Below are 21,805 nucleotides of genomic sequence, written 5' to 3'. Positions count from 1 at the left end.
TTGACGGGGTCGCTCCGCGCGCCCCAGGTCCCATGTCGGCGTCCCTGCCCGCCAGATTCTGCATTGCACCAAAGCATCCGGTATCCGGCTCTCTGATGCAACGACTTAAAGATAGGAGGGGCTATGCGGCAGGCGGTGGTGGGCATGCTCGCCCATGTGGACGCGGGCAAGACCACGCTTGTAGAGGCGATGCTGTTTGAGGCGGGTGCTATTCGCAAGCGTGGGCGCGTCGACCACGGGGACGCCCATCTGGATACCGATGCCATGGAACGCGAGCGCGGTATCACGATCTTTTCGAAGCAGACCTCGCTTGACTACGACGACGTTCATCTGATGATTCTCGATGCGCCGGGTCACGTGGACTTCTCTGCCGAGGCAGAGCGCACGCTTCAGGCGCTTGACTATGCCGTGCTTGTGGTGGGGGCAAACGACGGTGTGCAGGGACACACCGAGACGCTCTGGGACCTGCTTGCGCGCTATGAGGTGCCAACGATTATCTTTATCAATAAGCTCGATCTGGCGGGCACCGATGCCGAGGCGCTACTGACCGAGTTGCAGGGTCGTCTGGATGCTGCCTGCTTGGACGGTCAGGATTTGCTGGGTGGCGGAGCGGCGTGTGAGGATGCCGCAGCAACCGATGAAGATGCGCTCGACGAGTACCTTGAGGGTGGAGGCCTCATACTATCGACGCTTCGTCGTCTGGTGCGCGAACGGAAGGTCTTTCCCTGCTTTTCCGGTTCGGCGTTGCGTGGAGAGGGGGTCGCGGCGTTTCTGGATGGCCTGGCGGCATTGGTTGATGATCGCACATGGCCTCAGGAATTCGCCGCTCGCGTCTACAAGGTGAGCCGGTCGCCTCGCGGCGAGCGTCTTGCTTGGCTCAAGGTGACGGGCGGCGCGCTGCGAGCGAAGATGCTGCTCGACGGTGTGGATGGGGGCGAGGTCTGGACGGAGAAGGTCGACCAGGTACGCATCTACGACGCCGATGCCTTTCAAACCGTATCCGAGGTATCCGCAGGCAGGGTCTGCACGGTTACGGGTCTCTCGCATGTGGTGCCGGGAAGTGCGCTCGGAGCCGAGCCCGCAGGCGAGCCGCCCGTGCTCGCCCCGGTGCTTTCCTACCAGGTGTTGCCCGGCGATCACGACGTGCATGCGGTGGTACACGCCCTGCGCGAGCTGGCCGACGAGGACCCGATGCTCGCGGTAAGCTGGGAGGAGCATCTGCAGGAGATTCATATCCAGCTCATGGGGTCGGTCCAGCGCGAGGTGGTGCAGCAGCTGCTGCTTGATCGCTACGGCCTGGGCGTTGGATTTGGCCCGGGTGGCATTCTGTATAAGGAGACGGTGACCGCGTCGGTGGAGGGAATCGGCCATTTTGAGCCGCTCCGCCACTATGCCGAGGCGCATCTACTGCTAGAGCCCCTGCCGCGCGGCGCGGGCGTTCAGGTGGGGACGCGCTGCTCGGAGGATGACCTCGACCGCAACTGGCAGCGCCTCATCCTGACGCATGTCCTCGAACGGGAGCATCGTGGTGTGTTGACCGGCTCGCCGCTTACCGATGTGCGCATCACCCTGTTGGGAGGTCGCGCACACGCCAAGCACACCGAAGGCGGCGACTTCCGACAGGCAACGTACCGTGCCATTCGCGAGGGTCTGATGCAGGCGAAGGCGCAGGGTACGTGCGAACTTTTGGAGCCTTGGTATCGCTTTCGCCTTGTAGTGCCTGCCGAGAAGGTGGGCCGCGCGCTTGCCGACCTGCAAAGGATGTCTGCCGTCTTTGATCCTCCTGCCATGGAAGGCGATACGGCGTTCATTGCAGGTACGGCTCCAGCGTCCGAGATGCAGGAATACGCGCTCGAGGTCAATGGCTACTCGGGCGGCCGGGGACGCCTGGCGCTTGAATATGCTGGGTATCAGCCGTGCCATAACGCGCAGGAGGTCATCGAGGCGGTCGGCTACGATCCCGAGTCGGACGTGCCCAATACACCCGATTCGGTCTTCTGCAGCCATGGCGCGGGTTACACCGTCAAGTGGCACGAGGTGCCCGAGCATGCCCATGTGTCCATCGATCCCGCCCGCCTGCGACCGTGGCGCGAGGCAGATGCCGCGTTCTTCTCGTCGGGAGCCTAGGTCTTCTGGGTCCTTGGTTTTCGATGCTGCGTCGAGGACGCTCGCGAGAGGCGACGACCCGCGGCGATTGCTCCACGCAGAAGCACTCGGGCGTAAATTGCGGCAATCCGCACGGTCAAAAACTCTTCTGTGGCAATCCACACGCTCAGGGGGCTTAATCGGGGCCTTGAACGTGTGGATTGCTACAGAAGAGGGTCGCGACGAATCCTGAGCGTGTAAATTGCCACAAAAGAACCTCGCGACGAATTCCGAGCGTGTAAATTGCCGCAGAAGAACCTCACGACGAATCTCGAGCGTGTAGATCGCCACAATTCTTCACCCGGATGTCTTCCCAAGACAGGACGGGGCTGATCGGGAGCGTTCAGATAGGCTCAGAGCACCGCCGTGGCGGCGCGCAGAGCAGGGCGCCGCCACGATGCCGGGCTGATACCACACAAAAGGGGCATTGGCCTGCGTCAATGCCCCTAAAGCAGACACACTTTTTGTCCTATAACTCACACAACACAACAAAGAGGGCCTTCCGCGGAAGGCCCTCTTACAAACAAGATGATCGAGCGCCGAGAGCTCTGCCTCGGCCGACTGTGGTGGGGGTGAAGCCGGGCGACGACACGGGTATTACGTCGCCCGGCAATGTGTCGAGACAGGTGAGTACAGGGCACCCGTCTCGACAAGCAGCCCCTGACGCTCGGGGTGCTTGATTGACAGCGTGGCTGTCGCCCGCGCTAGCGCAGAAGCCAGACGAAGTCCCAGGCGGGGAGGTCGAAGTTCGCGATTCGGGCAGTCTTGCCGGTCAAAAGATTCGTGCACTCTGCCTCCTCGGGCATCCACACCAAACGTGGGTTGTCGCTGAAGTTAAACACGGCGTGGAGTTCTTTACCAGCGGCTTGGCGAATAATCCACAGAATTGATGGGTCGCTGTAGTACTTGGTCGAGACCTCGGCGTCGGTATCAAAGACCGGCTCCTCGCGCCGGATGCCCTCGAGCTGCTTGAGGGCATCGAAGATGCGCTGCTGCACCGTGCCGGGCCGGTCGATGTTGTCGGTGAGCGACCAGTCGAACTTGCCACGATGGATATAGCGGGAGTCTGCGGCGCGCTCGGGGTCGTCCTTGTAGGAGTAGTCGTTCACCTGACCGACCTCGTCGCCGCTGTACAGGATCGGCAGGCCGGACTGCGTGAACATGTAGGCGTGCAGCATGATGTCCTTGCGGATGGCCACATCCATCTTCTCATCGTCCTGCTCGAAGCCGGCTGCCTCGATGCCGCACATGGAGGCGGTGGTGGCGCAGAAACGCGCGTCGCCCGTAACGGGGTCGGCGTTATAGAGCTCGCCGCGGCTTACGCTGCCGGGCGTGAGGCCCTGGAAGTAGTCGTTGAGGTACTTCTTGTGGGGAACCTCCTGCATGCCCCAGCTGGAGAGCGTGCCGTAGTCCAGGCCCCAGCCGATGTCGTCGTGGCAACGCAGGTAGTTGAGGAATGTGTACTCCTTGGGAAGGTTGCAGACGATGTCCATCTGCTGGCGCAGCAGCCGCACGTCGCGCGTGGCCACGGTGTTCCAGGTGGTCGCCATGGTGGTCACGTTGTAGAGCATGTGGCATTCGGGCTTTTCGACCGTGCCGAAGTACGGAGCGACCTTGTCGGGCTCCATGACGACCTCGCCCAGAAGGACGATGCCCGGACATACGATCTCGCCGATCATGCGCATCATGCGGACGATGTTGTGGACCTGCGGGAGGTTGCGGCAGTTGGTGCCCAGCTGTTTCCAGATGTAAGGCACGGCGTCGATGCGGATGATATCCATGCCCTGGTTGGCCAGGAACAGGAAGTTGTACATCATCTCGTTGAATACGCGCGGGTTGCGGTAGTTGAGGTCCCACTGGTAGGGATAGAACTGCGTCATGACGCTTTGGCCAAGTTCGGGCAGGAAGGTGAAGTGACCCGGCGCGGTGGTGGGGAAGACCTGCGGCACGTCGCGGGTGTACTGGTCGATGATGGCCTGGTTGTCGCAGAAGAAGTAGCGACTCATGTACTCGCCTTCACCGGCGCGTGCACGGCGGGCCCATTCGTGGTCCTCTGAGGTGTGGTTCATGACGAAGTCCATGCACAGGCTGATGCCGCGCTCGTGGCATTCGTGCGCGAGGTGGGCGAGGTCGTCCATGGTGCCAAGCTCGGGTTTCACGCGGCGGAAGTCCTTGACCGCATAGCCACCGTCGGAGCGGCTCTTGTCGGCGGGTGTGTCGAGGAACGGCATGAGGTGGATGTAGTTGACGTTGCAGCGCTCGATGTAGGGCAGCTTCTCCTCGACGCCCTTGAGGGTGCCGGCGAAGTTGTCGATATACATCTGCATGCCGAGCATGTTGCGATTGCGATACCAGGCGCCTTCAGCCTCGCGCGTGGCGTCGAGGGCTTTGAGCTCGTCGGAGCGTTCATCGTAGAAGCGCTTCATCTGCTGCGTGAGCTCGGCGAACATGTCGCCGTTGTCGTAGAGCTCCATGTAGAGCCAGCGCAGCTCGTCGTGGTGACGCGCAAGACGCTTCTGGAAGAGTTCGTCGGCCGCGGCTTTGGTAGCCTTGGGGCTGGGCTTGCTCGCTGCGGGGGCAGGCTTGGTGGCCGTAGGCTTGGCGGCAGCGGGTTTGGCTGTGGCGGGTTGGGCAGGAGACTTTGCTGCTGCGGGTTCCTTTGTCGCAGCGGGCTCGGTGGCCGTCTTGCGCGCTGCAGGTTTGGCGGCAGTGGCCTTTGTCGTGGCCGCAGCTTTAGTTGCGGGCTTGGGCTTCGTCGCAGGTGTGGCCTTGGCCGTGGGCTCAGGCTTGGGTGCCTCAGCCTTGGAAGCCTGGGTTTTGGCGGCCGTGGTCTTTGTTGCGGCCTTCTTGGTGGGTTTGGATTCGGTCGCGGTTGCGGCGGCCTTCTTGGCGGACTTGGCCTCGGCCTCGGTTGCCGCGGCGGTCTTTTGAGGCTTCGCGGCTGCCGGCTTGGCCGCAGCGGGCGCCTTGGCGTGCGATGCGGCCGTCGTCGTTGCCTCTACCGCCTGCTTGCCCGTCGTGGCATCAGAGGTGCTTTTTGGCGTCTTGGCTTCCTTGGAGGAGCTTGGCGCCTTGGGGGCGCTGGCCTTGCTTGCGCTTGCGGCCGTTGTTTTGGAGGTCGAGGTACGCTTTGTGGGCATATCGTCGTTTCCTTTCCAGATGGTGTGTTGCATGTGGCTTTGGCGGCCCCTCGACTGCATGGAGGAGCCGGGTCCTTTGCTCCAGAAAATTGTACGGCGCATGTTTTGCGCGGGCGCCGGTTCCCCCGAACGTTTCAACATTGAGCGTGAGCGTCATGTGACGTTTGCGACGACCGCATGGACGGTATAGAATGGCCCCGGTTTTAGGCGCGAGACATCGTCGCGCCAAAGCCGCATTGACAACTTTGCTGGGGGTGCTCGCACCGAGCTGAGAGGGCCGAAGTCCAACCCCTTGAACCTGATCTGGTTTGTACCAGCGGAGGGAAGCAGCCTTTATAGGGTCGCCCGTGGGGCGTCCCGAGGGCTACGGGAATGCCCGAGCCATATTCAAGCCACATTCAGGTTCTCCCCAGCGGCCGGCATGTCCGGTGCAGTGCTGTTTGGAAGGGGAGCCATGACAGAAGGACAGACGAGCAACGTCCCGTTTGAAGGCGTTGATTCGTGCGGCTGCGGATGCGGCTGCAATCGTGAGGACCTACCGTGGTCCGGTCGGGGCACGGACCTGCCCATTACCGGATGCAGGTTCTCGCTGTATCCCATGACCGACGACTTCGTCTCCATCATCTTGGGCGCGCTCGACAAGACCGATGCGAGCTTCGTGTGGAGCCAGTCCGATGCACTCTCGACGGTGTACCGCGGCAAGCGCGAGTACGTGATTGATGCCGTGGCGGCACTTTTTGCAAACGCCTGGCGCGACGGCGTTCACATGGCGCTTGAAGGCCAGGTCTCGCGTGGGTGCCCGGGCGACGTCTCGGGCGATTCGGTGCTTTCCTGCGAGGGGGAGGCGCCCAACGCGGCGACGGTGGAGGCGGCCACGCAGCCGGCTCTCGCCAAGCTTTCGCTCTATCCGCTCGGCGTCGAGGATTACATCGACGACATCGCCAAGGTGTGGTATCTCGCCGAGGAGCGCGGCCTCAACCCCACGAGCATCCATTACGCGACGCGCATCGAGGGTAGCATCCGCGACATCTTTACCTACTTCAACGACGTCTGCGCCCTCATGGAGCAGACCGTTTCCCATTACGTGCTGCATTTCACCATCAACGTGAACAGCCCCACCGACGAGGAGGAATAAGCCATGGCTTCGACCGAGAACAAGAAGATGGGCTGGGAGCTCAAAGAGATCATCCTAGTCGCTATGTGCTGCATCGTGTTTGGCGTGGTCTACCTTGTGGCTGTATATCTGTCGAGCTTCATCAACACCGCCTGCACCCCTATGGGCCTGGGTTTTCTGGGCAACGAGCTGCTCTTCGGCGTTTGGTTCATGGCGTCGACCTTTGCGGCGTATATCCTGCAGAAGCCTGGCGTGGCGCTTGTGTCCGAGATCATCGCTGCGCTCATCGAGGTGCTGCTGGGCAACATGTACGGTCCCATGGTCATCGTGACGGGCTTCGTGCAGGGCATTGGCTCCGAGTTTGCGTTTGCCGCCTTTCGTTATCGTCGCTTCGACTGGACGAGCATGATGCTCGCTGCGACCTTCTCCTGCATCATCAGCTTCGTGTGGAGCTTCGTGCGCTCGGGCTACGGTGAGCTAGCCCTGCCGCTGCTCGTCGTTTTCTTCATCATTCGTCTGCTGAGTTCGGCGCTCTTTGCCGGTGTCATCTGCAAGGTCGTTGCAGACAAGCTGGCCCGCACCGGTCTGCTCAAGAGCTATGCCCTTGGCCGTGCGCATGAGTAACGCCAAGGTCGCAAGTGGGATGCCTGGCGCCGATGCGTCCGTGGAGCCTTCTGCGGGCGTGCCGGCCCCAGGCGCGGCGTCCGACGCCTCGCACTATGCCCTCTCGTGCCGGGACCTCACCTTTCGCTATGCGGAGGGTGAGGTCCCCGTGTTCGAGCACGTATCACTGAGCGTCCGTCGCGGCGAGGTCGTGCTCGTGATGGGGCCTTCGGGCTGCGGCAAGTCGACGCTCGCGTACTGTCTGGCGGGCCTGTATCCCGACTACGCAGGCGCTCTTGAGGGCGTGGTTCAGGTCGAAGGCAAACCCATCGACCAGATGGGGCCGCAGGAGCGGTCCCAGGCGGTATCGATCCTGTTCCAGAATCCCGACAACCAGTTTTGCATGGACACCGTGCTTCACGAGGTCCTGTTTGCGCTCGAGAACGTCGACTGGCCGGGCGACCTGCAGGCGCGTGCCCGGGAACTGTTGTCTATGGCGGGGCTGAACGGCTACATCAACAGTCCGATCCATACGCTCTCGGGCGGCACCAAGCAGAAGCTTGCACTGGTGACGGCGCTTGCCACGGGCGCTCGCACCCTCGTGCTTGACGAGCCCTTCGCGAACCTCGACCCGCTGTCGTGCAAGCGTCTCGCGCGCGAGCTTGAACAGCTCAATCGCCGGGGTGTGACGCTTGTGGTGGTCGACCATAAGCCGGGCTGGTGGCTTCCGTTCTGCACGCGCATCGTGTTTATGGAGCGCGAAGGAGATCTGGGCGAGCGTTCCTTCGCGCCTGCCGAGGTGCCGGCGCGCCGCAAGGAGTTTGCCGACCGCGGCCTCTTTGTAGGTTCCACCTGGCTTGCCGACGTGCACCCTCCGCAGGTGTCGCCGGATGCCCCGGCCGCGCTCGCCGCCGACGGTGTCACGCTGCGCCACGGACGGGTTCCGTTTTTGCGCGGCCTTTCGTTCTCGTTGTCGCGCGGTAGCGTGACCTCACTGGTGGGGGAGTGCGGCTCGGGCAAGTCTACGCTGCTCACCGCGCTTGCCGGCGCCGGCCGCTATACGGGCTCGGTCAAGACGACCGGACGGGTGGGCCTGGTGTTTCAAAACCCTCGATTCCAGTTTTTAGCTTTGACCGTTTTGGACGAGGTGCTCGTCACGTTGCGCGCCTCCAGGCCAGAAGCCTCGGACGAGGAGCTTGCGGCTGAGGCTCACGAGCTTCTTGAAGAGTTCGGCCTGGACAGTCGTGCGGCGGCGTCTCCCTACGAGCTTTCCCAGGGGCAGCAGCGCCGCTTGGCGCTTTTGTCTATGCTGGCCGCAGACTGCGAGGTCCTGCTGCTCGACGAGCCCACCTACGCGCAGGACGAACGCTCGACGCGCTTCATCCTCGACTTGCTTATGAAGCGGGTCGAGCGAGGGCTCACGGTGCTCATTGCCACGCACGATGTGGAGCTTGCGCGCGCCATCTCAAATCGGGTGATACTGCTTGCAGACGGCTCGCTGCGAACCCTAGAGCCTGCGGAGCTCGACCGGTATGTCGAGGAGCGAAAGGAGCCGTCATGCGGAGCATAAACCCCGGTATCAAGCTTGCGACGCTCATCGTGGCTTCGCTCATGCTGTCGCTGACCTATAACGTAGCCGTGAATCTTGCGGTGTGCGTTGTCTGCCTGGTTGCAACGGTTGCAACGCCGGGCGTTCATCGCCGCCGGCTCGTTATAGCCATGCTGCCTTTTGCGCTCACCGCGCTTGCGTTTTTTACGACAGGGCTCTTCTTTGGCTCGGGTGGGGCCAGCAACGCCGAGGCGGTGGGCGTCTCTACGAGCGCCTTCGGTCAGCGGACGCTGCTTGCCACCGACTGGACCACGGCCATGCAGCTCGCCTCGCGCGTGCTTGCCTACGGCGGTCTGGGTATGCTCTTTGCGTTTACTAGCAATGCATTCGAGCTGGTTATGAGCCTTATGCAGCAATTTCGGCTTCCGCCGAAGTTCGCCTACGGCATCCTTGCCGCCTACCACTTCTTTCCGGTGGTCCGCGAGGAGTTTGGCACGGTGGGCGCGGCGCTCAAGGTGCGCGGGGTGAAGGCGGGCCCGTTTTCTACCAAGCGCCTGCTGCCCATGCTCGCCCATGCGCTCGAGCGCTCGGAGAGCCTGGCCATGGCCATGGAGTCCCGCGGTTTTGAGAACGGTGCTCCGCGGCGCATCGCGTTTCGCGTGCCGCTGCGGGTGCGCGACGCGGTCTTTACCGTGGTCGTGCTGGCGGCCATTGCAGCGGGACTGCTGCTGACCAGCTAGGAAAACGCTGATTACAGCCCCTTGCGCCCCCTCGTGCACTCTCGTTTCGGAAAAGGGCGTCCGAAACGCGATTGTCCGAGTAGACCAGGATACCCGACGGACAAAACCCCTGGTAGATTGATCAGGGCCTAAGGGCCTACTCGGCGATTCCGCAAAGGGGACGCCCTTTTTCGAAGCGAGCGTGCATTGAGGGCCGCCGCGAAGGCTCATATTCAGTGTTTCCTTAGGGTCAGCGCGCCGTGACTTGCGTCCCCGCCGTAATTGTGCGGCCGTGGACCGTGGGCACCCGGCCGTATCGTACGAGAAGGAGGTTGGAGTATGGTCGATTCTGTCGAACAGGGCGCGGCAGCTACCGACGGCGCCGCAGTGCGCACGGTGCTCGATCGCGACATCGATACACGGGCGTATCCCAAGTATGCAGAGTGGCGCCGTCTGTGCGAAGAGAACCCTGCCATGGCGCCCTTTGTCATCATGAAGCTCAGCCTTACCTGCCACGGAGCCGTTATTTCTCCGCGGGCGATGGAGCGGCTGCAACAGGACGACTATCGTTTTGGCACCAGGGCGGGCGAGGATGACGAGGCGAACTCGTTTGATATCGAGTTCGATGGCCGGTCTACAACGCAGATCATGCCGGGCGCGGTGGTGCTGCGCGACGGTACGTTTGTCTACATCAACTATGGCGAAACCTATGCTGATCCCTACCTGCTCGACTACGACGCCGAGCTCGGCGCGTTCGTGCTGCGCGAGTCCAGCGAGCAGGATCCCGCGATCGACATCGTGGACTTTGTACCGCGTCCGGCCATCTTTGGCAGGCGAACCTCGCGCGGCACCCTCATGGACACCCTGGTCGACGTGCGGCCGCAGAAGCTCATCTTTACCGCCTATCGGACCTGCCACTTTTGGGACCATCGGGAGCAATGCCGCTTCTGCGCCTTCTTTACCAAGGGACACGAGGGTCCCGCGGTCGACCCCGAGGACCTCTACGAAACAGTGCATGCGGCTCTGGAGGAGCCGGGCAGGTTCTCGGAGCTGTACCTTTCGGGCGGCACAGACTACGAGGGAGCCGAACCCTTCGCGCGCGAGGTCGACCGTTACATTCGCGACTTGCAAGCCATGGGTCGCGATTTCCCCGGTCGCTTCCCCTGCCAGCTTATGGCGCCGGCCTACCCAAAGCATCTGCTCGAGCGTATCTATCGCGAGACGGGCATTACATCCTATAGCGCCGATATCGAAGTGTGGGACCGAGAGCGGTTCCGCTGGCTCTGTCCGGGCAAGGAGCGCGTGGTGGGGCATGACGAATGGATTCGCCGCACGGTGGACGCGGTCGAGGTCTTTGGACACGGCAATGTATATACGCAGGTGGTCGCCGGCGCAGAGCTTGCCCGTCCTGGCGGGTTCGACACGGTGGACGAGGCGCTCGCCTCGAACTTGGAGGCATGCGACTATTTTGCCGAGCGTGGCGTGAACTGCCTTTTCATCGTTTGGCGTCCGCACCGTCGCTCTCGCTTGGGATGGCAGCCGATGGCGCCGCTTGACTACTACGTGCGCCTGGCACAGGGGTTCCACGACATTCGCCGCGCCCATGGGCTCATCTGCCTGGATGATGACTACAAGATGTGCGGCAATCATCCGTGCGCCGATCTGGAGAGGATGGATGAGGCATGCTGGAGCTAGAGCGGTTTATAGCCGTGCCTGAAGAAGTCGTTGCGGCGTGTAGTTCCCTTGATAGCGAGGCTGCTCATGCCGACGCGCATGTGGTGTCCGCTGCTATAGGGGTCCCGGGGCATGAGAGAGCGTTTCGTTGTGCCGTCGCGCTTGTTCCGGCTTCCGACACCGCAGCGGGTGACATCGCGCTTGTGGTGGCGCTTGATGAGGAGCGAAGCGATCTGGGTGCGGGCCTTGTCGAGGGGTTGTGGTTCGCGCGTCCGGCGACGCTCTGGCTGCCCGCGGCCGACCGCACCTGGCGCCTTGAGGTCGCAGTGTGGCGCTGTCACATAGCCGGGCCATTATTCTCCTGCGTTCTTTCGACCCTGCGGCGCGGCGACCCCATGGCAGACGTTGCCTCTGTGTGGGAGCTGCGGGTAACCGGCTGCGCTTTGGCGGGGGAGATGCCGCCGGCTCGTACGCCAAGCCGCGCGCCCCGCGCCGAGGTGCATCTGGACGCGCTTGCCCGCGGCGCCGCCCTGTATCGAAACGAGGAGGCCGGCTCAGACGCGCCCTCCAGGTAGGGTTATGTGTATAGCCATGAAAAACCGCCCGTCAGCGTGGGCTGACGGGCGGTTTCTTGTAGGTATGTTCTAGAAATGCTGGCAGCAGGTTAGCTCAGCAGCATGCGGTCGTTGGCGAGCTCGCCGCCAGAGACCTCCTCGAACTTCTGCAGCAGGTCCTTGACGGTGAGGGACTTCTTCTCCTCGCCGGCGACGTCGTAGATAATTGTGCCCTCGTGCATCATGATGAGGCGGTTGCCCATGCGGATGGCGTCGTTCATGTTGTGCGTCACCATGAGCGTGGTGAGCTTATGCTCGCTCACGATCTTCTCGGTGAGGTCGAGCACCTTGGCGGCAGTCTTGGGGTCGAGCGCCGCCGTGTGCTCGTCAAGCAGGAGCAGCTTCGGCTCGACGAGCGTTGCCATAAGCAGCGTCAACGCCTGGCGCTGGCCGCCGGAGAGCAGGCCCACCTTCGAGGTCAGACGCTTCTCAAGGCCCAGGCCAAGCTCGGCGAGGCGCTCGGTGTACTCTTCCTTCTCGGCACGGGTGACACCCCAGCGCAGCGTGCGGGTCTTGCCGCGGCGGCGCGCCATGGCAAGGTTCTCAATGATCTGCATGTCCGAGGCGGTTCCCATCATGGGGTCCTGGAACACGCGACCCAGATACTTGGCGCGGGCGTGCTCGGAGAGGCGAGAGATGTTCACTCCGTCGAGCTCGATGGTGCCTGCGTCGATGGGGTAGACGCCGGCGATCATGTTCATGAGCGTGGACTTGCCGGCGCCGTTGCCGCCGATGATGGTCACGAAGTCGCCGGGGTTTAGATGCAGATTAAGGTCTACCAGGGCGCGCTTTTCGTTGATGGTACCGGCGTTGAAGGTCTTGCAAACATGCTTGACGGTCAGCATCGCCTACCGCCCCCCTTCATCGCGCAGGGCAAGTTTGTACTTGCGGCGCAGCTGGTACTTTTCCCACACCACAGGGATGCACAGGGCAAGCGCCACGATGATGGCGGACAGCAGCTTCATGTCGTTGGCGTCCATGCCCATCTGCAGCACGATGGCGCGGATGAGGAAGTAGACCACCGAGCCCACCACGGCCGCGGTGAGGCGACCGCCGAAGGAGTGCAGCTTGGCCCACGGCAGGACGCGCCACAGGACCTCGCCGATGACGATGGCGGCCAGGCCGATGACGATGGCGCCGGTACCCATGCCGATGTCGGCGTACTTCTGGCTCTCGCAGATAAGGCCGCCGGAGAGGCCCACCAGGCCGTTGGAGAGCGTGAGGGCGATCATCTTGGTGACCTTCGTGTTCACGCCAAGGGCGCGCACCATGGCCTCGTTGTTACCCGTAGCGCGGCATGCAGAGCCGATCTCGGTGCCAAAGAACCAGTACAGCAGAGCGATGATGATCACCGCGATGCCCACGCCCACGATCATGGCGACGGTGTTGCTGGAAAGCCCCGTCAGGTCACCGACCACGCTGAAGATTGTGTCGCTCTTTAGCAGCGGGGTGTTGGACTTGCCCATGATGCGAAGGTTGATGGACCACAGGCCGATCTGCGTGAGGATTCCCGCCAGGATCGCGGGAATCTCGAAGACCGTGTGCAGAAAGCCGGTGACGGCGCCGGCGATCATGCCGGCAAGCATGGCGGCGAGCACCGCCACGACAGGGTCGACGCCTCCCACCACGAGCACGGCGCACACGCAGCCACCCAAGGCGAAGCTGCCGTCGACCGTAAGGTCTGCGATGTCGAGCAGCTTGTAGGTGATGAACACGCCGAGCACCATGATGCCCCAGAGAATGCCCTGGGAGACGGCGCTAAGCAGAGCGAGTCCCATCTGCCTCTCCTCTCTTACCGAACGAACCCCGACGGGCGGTCCGCCGGGGTGTCACTGCTAATTTGTATGCATAGAGCATACTGGATTATTCAGTCTATCACGCGATGCGTGCGGCGCTACGAGAGCCCGCCATGTAATGGAGTGGTAACGCGGGGTGGGTTTGTTTCTGAAGGCTTGCTCTGCTGGCACAGAGCGGGCCGCCCAATTGGAGCGTTGCTAAAAGGCCCGCCGGACACATGAATCCGGCGGGCCTTGCTCGGCGCTTTGAGATGCCTGAAGTTGTGCGGCGCGTTGGTTACGCGGCGCTGGAGACGTCCTCTCCGCCTTCGTCGGCGAGCGCGGATACGTCGACGCCCAGCTCGTCAGCCGTCTCCTGGTTGTATACCAGGTCGCACTCGTCGGCCGTCATGGTCTGGATGGGCATGGTCGCCGGGTCGGAGCCCTTGGTCAGGATCTCGACGGCCATCTCGCCTGCGCGGTAGCCAAGCTCCTCGTAGTTGATGGAGACGGAGGCCAGGCCACCGTTCTCGACCATACCGACCTCGCCGCAGATGGTGGGCAGGTTGTTCTCGTTTGCCACCATGGCGACGGTGGTCATGCCGGCCGCGATGGTGTTGTCAGTGGGGGTGTACACCGCGTCGACCTTGCCGATCATGGACTCCACGACCTGCTGGATCTCGTTGGAGCTCGAGACGGTGTAGCGCTCGTGGGCAAGCCCGATGGCGTCGAGCTCGGCCTCGGCCATCTCGATCTGAATGACGGAGTTGGCCTCGGCGGTGCAGTACAGCAGGCCCACGGTCTTGGCGTCGGGCAGTATCTCCTGCAGCAGGTCGATCTGGTCTGCCACGGGGTTCATATCGGACGTACCGGTGAGGTTTCCGCCCGGCTCGTCGTTGGAATCCACCAGGCCGCTCTCGGCGAAGTCCGTGATGGCGGTGCCCACGATGGGGATATCGGAGGTCGCGCCGGCGACGGCCTGCGCAGCGGGCGTAGCGATTGCCAGGATGAGGTCGCAGTTATCGTTTACCAGGGTCTGGGCGATGGTCTGGCATGCGGACTGGTCGTTCTGGGCGTTCTGCTGCTCGATCGTGTAGTCGATGCCCGAGTCGTCAAGCGCCTTCACGAAGCCCTTGTTGGCTGCGTCGAGTGCGGTGTGCTCGGTAAGCTGCAGCACGCCGATCTTGTAGCTGGTGCCGCTCTGCGAAGTGGTGGCAGAGCCGTTGCTGGTGGGGCTGCTGTCGTTGCAGCCGGCAAGAGCGGCGACGCCGGCGAGGGAGAGCATGCCAAGGGTGGCGCTGCGCCTGGTGATGGGAGTGTTGATGTTCATGGGAGCCTCCTTAGTGGCATGCCTGCTGGCACGCCGAGGTATAGGGCACCTTTCGGTACCCGGCTTCAACCGCCCGAGGGTGGCCGTTAGACAATCGTTGCGCCCTCGAGGTTGGAGACGTCGATGCCAAGCGCGTCGGCGGTCTCCTGGTTCACGATGAGGGTGCACTCGTCGCTCGAGAGATACTCGATGGGCATGTCGGCGGGGTCGGATCCCTTGGTGAGGATGTCCAGCGCCATCTCGCCGGCCTTATGGCCCAGGTCGTAGTAGTTGATGCTGTAGGACGCCAGGCCGCCGTCCTCGACCATGGTGTCGCAGCCCACGATGACGGGCAGCTTGTTCTCGTTGGCGACCATGGAAACGGTGGCCATGCCGGCAGCGATGGTGTTGTCGGTGGGAGCATAGATCGCGTCAACCTTGCCCACCATGGACTCCACGACCTGCTGGATCTCGTTGGAGCTCGAGACGGTGTAGCGCTCGTGGGCGATGCCGGCCTCGTCGAGGGCCTCCTCGGCCATCTGGATCTGAATCTCAGAGTTGGCCTCGGCAGAGCAGTACAGCAGGCCCACGGTCTTGGCGTCGGGCAGGATCTGCTGCAGAAGATCGATCTGGTCGGCGACCGGGGTGAGGTCGGACGAACCGGTCACGTTGCCACCGGGCTCCTCGTTGGAGGCGACCAGGCCGCTCTCGGCGTAGTCGGTGATGGCGGAGCCCACGATGGGGATATCGGTCGTGGCGCTTGCGACTGCCTGGGCCGCGGGCGTTCCGATGGCGAAGATGAGGTCGTCGCCGTCGTTCACGAGCTTGGAGGCGATGGTCTGGCAGGCAGACTGGTCGTTCTGCGCGTTCTGCTGGTCGGCGGTATAGCTGATGCCGGACTCGTCGAGTGCGGCGATAAAGCCCTCGTTGGCCTGGTCGAGCGCTCCGTGCTCGGTGAGCTGAATCACGCCGATGGCGTACGAATCGCCGTCGGCGCCTGACGTGGAGCCGGAGCCGGTGTTCTGCCCTCCGCACGCGGCAAGCGTGACAGCCAAAGCTCCCACAGCGAGTGCCGAGGTGAACATCTTGAGTCGCTTCATGAGCGGTCCCCTTCTATGGTCGATTTCCAGGCACGGCGGAGCCCTTCGTCGATCCAGGCCCTCCGCTGCGTGGCGTAGTGCGACGACGATGATGCGAGGGGGTCGCGAAGGGGTACAGCCTGCCCCTTGCAAGTAGATATATGATAGGCGGCTCCCCGCTGACGACCTGGGGCGTCACCAACTGTTAACCTTCGTTGCCGTCCGCCGATTGGGGGCTTGATTCTTGGTGCGAAAAGGGGGAGGGGTTTGTTTTCGTAGGGGCCTCGGATGTTGTGTCCACCGCGATATAGACGGTGCCGGCAGGCGTTCGGGTCGTGAGGTTGCACAGACGGTCGAGCCGCAGCGTGCGCCTGCCGCCGTGCTGTGTGGGAGTCGGCCGGTCCGCGCCGTCGACGAACCAGATTCCGTCACGGTTGCGAAGGGATGAGGGAATAAGACGACGCCGGCTGCCGTCGGGGGCTGCCTGCGAAGAGGAAAGCTCGAAGCTCACCGACGTCTTGCCAGCGAGGGCGGCACGCACCACGGTTTCTGCCGAAGTCGCGATAAAGGTGATGGTTGTGGTCTCTATGCGGCTGGTCTTCTGGGCGAGGCGCCTCAGGCGCATCGCGTGCTCTTCGCGCTGCGACGGCGTGCAAAGCACAAGAAGATGTTCGAGCAGGCCGATGCGCTGCTGTGCGTCGAGCAGGGGGCTTTGGGCCACAACGCGCATTATCAGGTTGAGCTCGTGGCGCGAGAACTCGCGCCCTATGAGGGCGTATCCTTCCTGATGGTCGGACGAGATATCGTAACCGAGCGCGCGCAGGGTGCGAATGGCCGCACGCACCGTGGGAATCGTCGCATCGACCGCCGCTATTGCTGGGTCCGAGGGATGTCTGGCCTCCTCCGCTATGGTGCGGGCGGTCAGGTAGTGGTCCTCGTCGGTTTCCCGCTCGAGGATGGAAAGCACGCGTATGGAGCGCATCACGCCGGGCGACGGCGTCATCGAGGGTTCTGTCATGAAGTCCTCCCGGGGGTTTCGCTACTGCGAGTGGATGTAACCCCACCGTATCAGGCGATTCTTGCACGGTTCTTACCGGAATCTCTCACAATTCTCACTTGGGCAGCTCACAGCCCCACAGGCCGGGGAGGAAGGTCGTGGTGCCATCGGCCAGCGGCGCCTTTCGAGCGTTTGACGGTACGGGTCCTGCGGGCGGGTGCCGCCACAAGATATGAAGAAGGCCCCGCCCGAGAGGGGCGAGGCCTTAGGAGCTGAACGTATGTGAGGCATCGCGTGGCGACGTTGCACAGGGGTGGTTGCGCGGCTTGTGGCCGTAGCTAGCCGCGGCGTGCCGATGCCATCTTAGAACTCGGCGTTGCCCACGGTGCGTGGATGCGGCAGCACGTCGCGGATGTTGCCCACGCCTGTGAGGTACATGACCAGGCGCTCGAAGCCCAGGCCAAAGCCGGCATGGCGGCAGGTGCCAAAACGGCGCAGGTCGCAGTAGTACTTGTACTGCTCCGGGTCCATGCCCAGTTCGGCGATGCGGCGCTCGAGCACGTCCAGGCGCTCTTCGCGCTGGCTTCCGCCGATGATCTCGCCAATGCCCGGCACCAGGCAGTCCGCAGCGGCCACAGTCTTGCCGTCGTCGTTCAGGCGCATGTAGAAGGCCTTGATCTCGACGGGGTAGTCGGTCACGAAGGTCGGGCGGCGGAAGTGCTCCTCGGTGAGGAAGCGCTCGTGCTCGGTCTGCAGGTCAATGCCCCAGCTCACCGGGTAATCAAACTTGTGGCCGGCGGCGACAGCCTCCTCCAGGATCTTGATGGCCTCGGTGTAGGTGACGCGCGCGAAGTCGGAGCTCGCAACGTGCGTCAGGCGGTCGAGCAGGCCCTTGTCAACGAACTTGTTGAGCATGTTGAGCTCATCGGGACACTTCTCCATGACCGTGTTGATGACGTATTTGAGCATGTCCTCGGCCAGGTTCATGTCATCCTCGAGGTCGGCGAAGGCGATCTCGGGCTCGATCATCCAGAACTCGGCGGCGTGGCGCGTGGTGTTGGAATTCTCGGCGCGGAAGGTCGGGCCAAAGGTGTACACGTCGCCGAAGGCCATGGCGAAGTTCTCTGCATTGAGCTGACCGGACACAGTGAGCGAGGCGGGCTTGCCAAAGAAGTCCTGCGACCAATCGATGCCGCCCTCGGGGGTGCGGGGCGGGTTCTCCATGTCGAGGGTGGTCACGCGGAACATCTCGCCTGCGCCCTCGCAGTCCGAGGTGGTGATGATCGGCGTGTTCACATAGACAAAGCCGCGATCCTGGAAGAACGTGTGGATGGCTGCGGCGGCAACGGAGCGGATGCGGAAGACGGCGCGGAAGAGGTTGGTGCGCGGGCGCAGGTGCTGCTGGGTGCGCAGGAACTCGACCGTGGCGCGCTTCTTCTGGAGCGGATAGTCCGGGGCAGAGGGACCTTCCACCTCGATGGACTCGGCGGTGAGCTCGAAGGGCTGCTGGGCCTCGGGCGTCAGCTTGAGCGTGCCGGTGCAGATGAGCGCTGCGGAGACATTCTGGTGGGCAATCTCGTCGTAGTTGTCGAGCGCGTCGCGGTTCATGACGACCTGCAGGTCGCGGAAGCAGCTGCCGTCGTTCAGGGTGACGAAGCCGAAGTTCTTCATGTCGCGGACAGACTTGACCCAGCCCGCCACGGTGACCTGCGTGCCGCCGAGCGCCTCGGCGTCCGCGTAGAGCTGCGCGATCTTGGTGCGGTTCACAGATGTACTCCTTACGCTCTGCCTATGATGTGCCCGTGCGCGCGTGGAACATGTGCAAAGCTGCCTGCGCCATGCTGCTGTGCATCGGGCCTTCCTGATGCCGCACCTATGATAGCAGCCGGGGTGCTGAGGGGCCATGGTGCGGCGGGGCGAGGGGTTACTTGGCTTTATTCCGTACGCCGTTCAAAATGGACAGAAGATATTTGTTGTTAAACCAGAAGCTTTGTCGAGTCATCCATCTGCCATCGGGGAGACGCGATGCGTTTCGCTCGATGTCGCCAATAACCGTTCCATCGCTTAACTTGTATGCGGCCTTCTGAGCATGCGGACGCACGTGTACGAGCGGGTTGTCCGAAATGCCGGGAAGGTTGTTGCGGATAACTAGCTTGCCGTCCTTTCGTCTCGACGGAACGAGCTCGACTCCGTGCGAGATCACCTCACGCGTCTCTTCCCAGCAGCGTTTTGCCTCTCCCTCGATGTCGGCGACCGGCATGTTCCAGAACATGCTTCCTGCCAGTCGATACTCGCCATCAACCTTTCTGAACACCACGAAGAAGAATCTCGTTTCGTCGAGATATGAGCGAAACTCCGAATCGTCCCACGATTCGGCGAGCAGTTCTTCAAATTCAAAGGGAGCAAACGAGAGGCTTTCTTTGATGCGGTTGTTTTCTTCGATTCGCACAACTCGGACGGAGATTCCGGCTTTCATGAATTCCTCAGCGTGGTTGCCTTTTATGCCAAGCATTCGATAGGCGAGCGTTGTCCATTGCGCCTTGTTGGCGGTATAGGGCACGTTGAATTCTTCCGCGAGCTGTCGGTCGGCCTTTCCAATATGGAGTGCAATCTGGTTTGTGACGAAATCCTCGAAAGTGCTGTCGCCAAGTGCTCCCGGCGTAACGATCTTTTCGGCTGCCTCTCGGTCATGCATGATGACATGGTGCAAGATGTAGTCCATGTATTGTCGCTTGAAAGAAAATGCGCGACGCTTGGCCTTGCGGTAGACCTTGGTGCCGTCTTCTTCAACATGGGGGTAATACTGGGTCCTCCACATTGTCGCTTCTGTGGCGCCTTTAGTGGCGGCACCCAAATATGTCGTAAGGCCTTCGCTGAGCTCATCGGCTCTGCCGTCTCTGATATACGAGACGATTTTTCGATAGTCATCCTGGATGATTTTCAGGTCGTCGCTCGATGGGGTAAACAGCGTGACGTATTCGATGGTCTGATCGTACTTGTCTTTTGACCGGTCCCGCAGATAAAAGACAAGCAGCATTATCTTGCATTTGTTCCACAGATGAGAGGTGAAGAGATCCTCCTCAATGGGCTCGTCAGAAGGAATCATGGTAAGGACTAGGCGCTCGCCTGCGGATGGCTCCCGGTCTTTCTTGCGAATATCAAAGCAGGTTGCCTTTAGCTCAACGCCTGCATCAGGAAAATCCGGACGCTCATCGCTGTTTGAGCGATATCCGAAGTAACGCTCTTCCAGGAGGTTGCCCATGCCGCCTTTGTAGCTCTTGCTGTTGTAATCTCTATCGGTTGTATTGGGAGGGGTTATTCCTAGGTCGAGGACATCGCGAAAGGTCATCCCCTTCAAATGCAGCGCATAGCGCTCGATGCTCGAGCCGTCGCTGAAATCCGTCTCGGCAAGCAGCCGCTTGTACTCCTGGCCTTTATCCATGACTAACCTCCAGGTTCGTATACGTAGACGCCTCTATTGTAGAGCCGGGGACATATATGGATTGCTCAATCGGATGTTGCGTTTATGGTGCTCGTTCGACCTTCATGTCCGCGCGGCGGGATAGATTATTTGAAGAAGGGGCGGGTCGCATACAATAGACCCGCAAATGAGAACACAGCAGCGATTGGAGAAACGTGTCCTCAGAAATAACGGTTGCCGAGCTCTTTGCGGGCGTCGGCGGTTTTAGGCTGGGCCTTGATGGCTATCATGACCCAGAGCATCCCGAGTTCGATATGCCTGCAGCGGGGCCTTTTCATACCGTTTGGGCGAATCAGTGGGAGCCTGGTACGGACAAGCGGCAGTTTGCCGCAAGGTGCTATCGGAAGCGGTTCGGCGAAGATTCGGTGCTCAACGAAGACATTCATACGGTGCTCGACCGCGTCGAGGCGGGTGAACTCGAGATACCTACCGTAGATATGGTTGTAGGTGGCTTCCCCTGCCAAGATTATTCTGTTGCGCGTACGCTTTCGCAGGCAAGCGGCATCGAGGGCAAGAAAGGCGTATTGTGGTGGGACATCTACCGCTTTTTGCGTCTGAAGCCGAAAACGAAGTATTGTCTGTTTGAGAATGTTGATCGGCTGTTGAAGAGTCCAGCATCGCAGCGCGGGCGCGATTTTGCCATCATCCTTTCATGTCTCTCGTCGCTGGGATATGCCGTCGAATGGCGTGTGATTAATAGCGCCGAGTATGGATTCCCGCAGCGCAGGAAACGTGTCTATATCTACGCCGAGAAGACGGATGAACAATGGAATCACGTGGAGCGTCTAACACAGGGTGTTATGGCAGATGCTTTCCCCATCGAGGGGATGGGGGAGTGCGCGTCGTTTGAGATCTATGCCGACCCGGCGGACAACTCCGATTCGTTTGGGCGTGGATGCAAGGTCTCTCCCTTCAAGACGGCGGGCGTCATGCAGGGTTGCCTCGTTACGACGGCAGATGTTGTCGAGTCCTACAGCGGTCCTCGCGCTACGTTGGGGGATGTGCTCGTTTCTGAAGACGAGGTTCCGGCGGAGTATTACGTCTCTTCCGATAAGGTGGCAGACTGGAAATACCTCAAGGGCGCTAAGCGGGAGCCGCGCAAAAATAAGCGCACCGGCTTTGAGTACATGTACTCGGAGGGTGCCATGGCGTTTCCCGATTCTTTGGACAAGCCTTCCCGCACGATTCTAACGGGCGAGGGCGGTGTCACGCCATCTCGCTTCAAGCACGTGATCGAGACGCCCGATGGGCGACTCCGTCGTCTTGTTCCTGATGAGCTCGACCAGCTACAGTGTTTTCCAAGAGGTTGGACTAACACTGGAATGACCGATGGCCAGCGTGCATTCTGCATGGGTAATGCTCTGGTAACGGGCATCCCGCACAGAATCGGGCAGGCCATGGCAAGGCGGCTTGCTTGTTAGGTTGAAAAAGCCGTGGCAAATGTCCATGGGGCTGAGAAAAAACTTATGCGAGCGACCACCGAAAGAGGGCTATGTTAGACATTCTTGGAGGCGCAGATAGGCACCGGCGGGGGCGGGTACGGGGCCTCCACCATCGCCCGCCAGGTCGTCCTGTACCGCCCCACCGGGATGAGGGCGATGAGCTC

The 21,805-nt window shown here is 61.8% G+C and carries 16 protein-coding genes and 1 riboswitch; of the genes, 8 read left to right on the top strand and 8 right to left on the bottom strand.

Annotation, left to right across the window (positions count from 1 at the left end; genetic code table 11):
* The first annotated feature begins 123 nt into the window (after positions 1-123).
* Positions 124-2,127 (top strand): TetM/TetW/TetO/TetS family tetracycline resistance ribosomal protection protein, encoded by a 2,004-nt coding sequence (locus B5F33_RS10070; RefSeq protein ID WP_087411685.1) that lies wholly within the window; start codon positions 124-126, stop codon positions 2,125-2,127.
* A 722-nt stretch (positions 2,128-2,849) separates the two neighbouring features.
* Here the strand turns inward: B5F33_RS10070 and B5F33_RS10065 are convergent.
* Entirely contained in the window at positions 2,850-5,285 is a 2,436-nt protein-coding gene (locus B5F33_RS10065; protein ID WP_087411684.1) for an alpha-amylase family protein, read from the bottom strand.
* Positions 5,286-5,525: 240 nt separating this feature from the next.
* Positions 5,526-5,627, top strand: a riboswitch (TPP riboswitch).
* A 112-nt stretch (positions 5,628-5,739) separates the two neighbouring features.
* Between B5F33_RS10065 and B5F33_RS10060 the strand changes: the two genes are divergently transcribed.
* The 6 genes from B5F33_RS10060 (at position 5,740) to B5F33_RS10035 (ending at position 11,519) form a co-directional block, all read left to right on the top strand.
* Positions 5,740-6,420 carry a YkoF family thiamine/hydroxymethylpyrimidine-binding protein gene (locus tag B5F33_RS10060; protein ID WP_087411683.1) on the top strand — a complete coding sequence of 227 codons (681 nt, stop codon included), beginning with the start codon at positions 5,740-5,742 and terminating at the stop codon, positions 6,418-6,420.
* Between the two features lie 3 nt (positions 6,421-6,423).
* Positions 6,424-7,023, top strand: coding sequence for an ECF transporter S component (locus B5F33_RS10055; protein ID WP_087411682.1), 600 nt, complete (start codon positions 6,424-6,426; stop codon positions 7,021-7,023).
* A complete protein-coding gene (locus B5F33_RS10050; protein ID WP_204214512.1) occupies positions 7,016-8,572 on the top strand; it encodes an ABC transporter ATP-binding protein in 1,557 nt (518 codons plus the stop codon). Before B5F33_RS10055 ends, B5F33_RS10050 begins: the two co-directional genes overlap by 8 nt.
* The gene (locus B5F33_RS10045) at positions 8,560-9,291 is read left to right on the top strand and encodes an energy-coupling factor transporter transmembrane component T (protein WP_087411680.1); all 732 of its coding nucleotides are present in this window, start codon (positions 8,560-8,562) and stop codon (positions 9,289-9,291) included. The genes B5F33_RS10050 and B5F33_RS10045 overlap by 13 nt, the downstream gene beginning before the upstream one ends.
* Before the next feature lie 318 nt (positions 9,292-9,609).
* Positions 9,610-10,965, top strand: coding sequence for a radical SAM protein (locus tag B5F33_RS10040; protein ID WP_204214510.1), 1,356 nt, complete (start codon positions 9,610-9,612; stop codon positions 10,963-10,965).
* Positions 10,953-11,519, top strand: a complete 567-nt coding sequence (locus tag B5F33_RS10035; RefSeq protein WP_087411679.1) for a hypothetical protein — start codon at positions 10,953-10,955, stop codon at positions 11,517-11,519. The genes B5F33_RS10040 and B5F33_RS10035 overlap by 13 nt, the downstream gene beginning before the upstream one ends.
* An 89-nt stretch (positions 11,520-11,608) precedes the next feature.
* On the opposite strand, the gene B5F33_RS10030 is transcribed toward B5F33_RS10035, so the two are convergent.
* From B5F33_RS10030 to B5F33_RS10000, 7 genes are all read right to left on the bottom strand, one after another.
* Positions 11,609-12,403 carry an ABC transporter ATP-binding protein gene (locus B5F33_RS10030; protein ID WP_087411678.1) on the bottom strand — a complete coding sequence of 265 codons (795 nt, stop codon included), beginning with the start codon at positions 12,401-12,403 and terminating at the stop codon, positions 11,609-11,611.
* 3 nt (positions 12,404-12,406) lie between these two features.
* Positions 12,407-13,336 (bottom strand): ABC transporter permease, encoded by a 930-nt coding sequence (locus tag B5F33_RS10025; protein WP_087411677.1) that lies wholly within the window; start codon positions 13,334-13,336, stop codon positions 12,407-12,409.
* Between the two features lie 295 nt (positions 13,337-13,631).
* Positions 13,632-14,663, bottom strand: coding sequence for an ABC transporter substrate-binding protein (locus B5F33_RS10020; protein ID WP_087411676.1), 1,032 nt, complete (start codon positions 14,661-14,663; stop codon positions 13,632-13,634).
* An 86-nt stretch (positions 14,664-14,749) separates the two neighbouring features.
* Complete coding sequence (locus B5F33_RS10015) at positions 14,750-15,742, bottom strand: ABC transporter substrate-binding protein (protein WP_087411675.1); 993 nt, start codon at positions 15,740-15,742, stop codon at positions 14,750-14,752.
* Positions 15,743-15,926: 184 nt separating this feature from the next.
* Positions 15,927-16,739 carry a WYL domain-containing transcriptional regulator gene (locus B5F33_RS10010; protein ID WP_143757976.1) on the bottom strand — a complete coding sequence of 271 codons (813 nt, stop codon included), beginning with the start codon at positions 16,737-16,739 and terminating at the stop codon, positions 15,927-15,929.
* Between the two features lie 342 nt (positions 16,740-17,081).
* On the bottom strand, positions 17,082-18,485 hold the full coding sequence (gene asnS / locus B5F33_RS10005; RefSeq protein WP_087411673.1) for an asparagine--tRNA ligase: 1,404 nt from the start codon (positions 18,483-18,485) through the stop codon (positions 17,082-17,084).
* Positions 18,486-18,642: 157 nt separating this feature from the next.
* Positions 18,643-20,160 (bottom strand): Sau3AI family type II restriction endonuclease, encoded by a 1,518-nt coding sequence (locus B5F33_RS10000; RefSeq protein ID WP_087411672.1) that lies wholly within the window; start codon positions 20,158-20,160, stop codon positions 18,643-18,645.
* Between the two features lie 194 nt (positions 20,161-20,354).
* On the opposite strand from B5F33_RS10000, the gene dcm reads away from it, so the two are divergent.
* Entirely contained in the window at positions 20,355-21,620 is a 1,266-nt protein-coding gene (gene dcm, locus B5F33_RS09995) for a DNA (cytosine-5-)-methyltransferase (RefSeq protein WP_087411671.1), read from the top strand.
* The last annotated feature ends 185 nt before the right edge of the window (positions 21,621-21,805 follow it).

The organism is Collinsella sp. An2, from assembly GCF_002160065.1.
Taxonomy (GTDB): domain Bacteria; phylum Actinomycetota; class Coriobacteriia; order Coriobacteriales; family Coriobacteriaceae; genus Limicola.
Note: the sequence above shows the minus strand (reverse complement) of the source record. Positions and strands in the feature narration are given on the sequence as shown.